At 46.8% G+C, this 1681-nt stretch carries 2 protein-coding genes; one reads left to right on the top strand and one right to left on the bottom strand.

The annotated features are described in order from the left end of the window. Window positions 1-1239, top strand: a 1239-nt coding sequence (gene lysC / locus R7P69_RS24550) for a lysine-sensitive aspartokinase 3 (RefSeq protein WP_318121726.1), incomplete at its 5' end; no start/stop codon positions are given. A 123-nt stretch (window positions 1240-1362) separates the two neighbouring features. Here lysC and R7P69_RS24555 read toward each other — a convergent pair. Further along, the coding region (locus R7P69_RS24555; RefSeq protein WP_318121727.1) for a vitamin B12 dependent-methionine synthase activation domain-containing protein at window positions 1363-1681 on the bottom strand (319 nt) is incomplete at its 5' end.

Consider the following 1681-nt stretch of genomic DNA (forward strand, 5'->3'; position numbering starts at 1 on the left):
AGCGCTTGCTCTGGGGTAACCAACATCTTGGTAGAACTGGCCAATGGCGTTCAAGATCAGGAACACCGTGCTGAGTTACTAAAAAACCTAGCTGAGATCCATGATTCCATTTTGGCTCAATTGGAAGATGCGACAGAAGCCTCTTCAGAGGTGTACGGAATTTTAGATACCGTGACCAGCCTTGCAGAAGCCGCCTCAATTCAAGCAAACACCAAACTGACCGACCACCTTGTGGCATGTGGTGAGTTAATGTCGACGCACATTTTGGCGCAACTCATGCGAGAGCGTGGTATCAATGCAGTGCGATTTGATATTCGTGAAGTGCTAAGAACCGACGACAACTTTGGTCGCGCAGAACCGAATATCAAAGCCATTGCTCAACTAGCCCAAGAGAAGCTTATCCCTTTATGTCTTGATTCTGTCGTCATCACACAGGGCTTCATTGGCTCTGACGAAGAAGGCAATACAACAACGTTAGGCCGTGGTGGTAGCGACTACAGTGCAGCCTTGATTGCTGAAGGTGTGAAAGCATCTGGACTTGAAATTTGGACAGATGTTCCTGGTATTTACACGACCGATCCTCGCATCGCACCAAAAGCGTCACCAATCCCAGAGATCAGCTTTAGTGAAGCCTCTGAAATGGCTAACTTTGGCGCGAAAATATTACACCCATCAACACTGGTCCCTGCTCTACGTCATGATATCCCGGTTTTTGTTGGCTCATCCAAAGAACCAGAAAAAGGCGGCACGTGGATTCGTCATCAAGTCGAAAGCTCACCACTGTTCCGCGCCCTCGCTCTGCGTTGTAATCAAACGATGGTCACTCTACGTAGTGCGAACATGTTCCATGCGTACGGCTTCTTAGCAAAAGTATTTGAGATTTTAGCCAAGCACAAAATTTCGGTAGACCTTATCACCACATCAGAAATCAGTGTGTCACTCACACTGGATCAAACTGATACCTCAGGAGGCGCACCACAACTTCCTCAAGCAGCACGTGAAGAGTTGGAAGAGTTGTGTAAGGTCGAAGTAGAACATGACCTTTGTTTGGTAGCCTTGATTGGTAACAAGATGAGTGAACGTAAAGGCTATGCGAAGCAAGTGTTTGGTACGCTAGAAGATTTGAACTTACGCATGATCTGTTATGGAGCAAGCCCTCATAACCTGTGCTTCCTTGTGAATGAGTCGGTGGCGAAGCAAGCCATTCAGAAGCTGCATACAGAGCTCTTCGAACAATAATATTGGTTTGTTCCTCAAGTGACCACTACCGTGGTTCAAAAAGCATAACGTGGTTTTTGAGGGAACAACGACAAATTAAAGGGCTGCACATTGGCAGCCCTTTTTATTGCTTGTTCACTTGATTTAGCCGTTAATGTTTGGCCCCAACCATTTTTCAGCTTCGATCCTATCCCAACCTTTACGATCTGCATAACTCTCTAACTGATCGTCTTGGATCTGAGCGATCGCAAAATAGCGAGAGTCTGGATGTGAGAAATACCAACCGGACACTGATGCCCCCGGATACATTGCATAGCTCGTTGTTAGAGACATACCGATGTTCTCTTCAACATTCAGTAACTCCCAAAGCGGGCCTTTCTCTGTATGCTCAGGACAAGCTGGGTAACCCGGTGCAGGACGAATCCCTTGGTACTTTTCACGGATGAGCTCATCATTCGATAGA

Source organism: Vibrio sp. 661, from assembly GCF_033339315.1.
GTDB lineage: Bacteria > Pseudomonadota > Gammaproteobacteria > Enterobacterales > Vibrionaceae > Vibrio > Vibrio alginolyticus.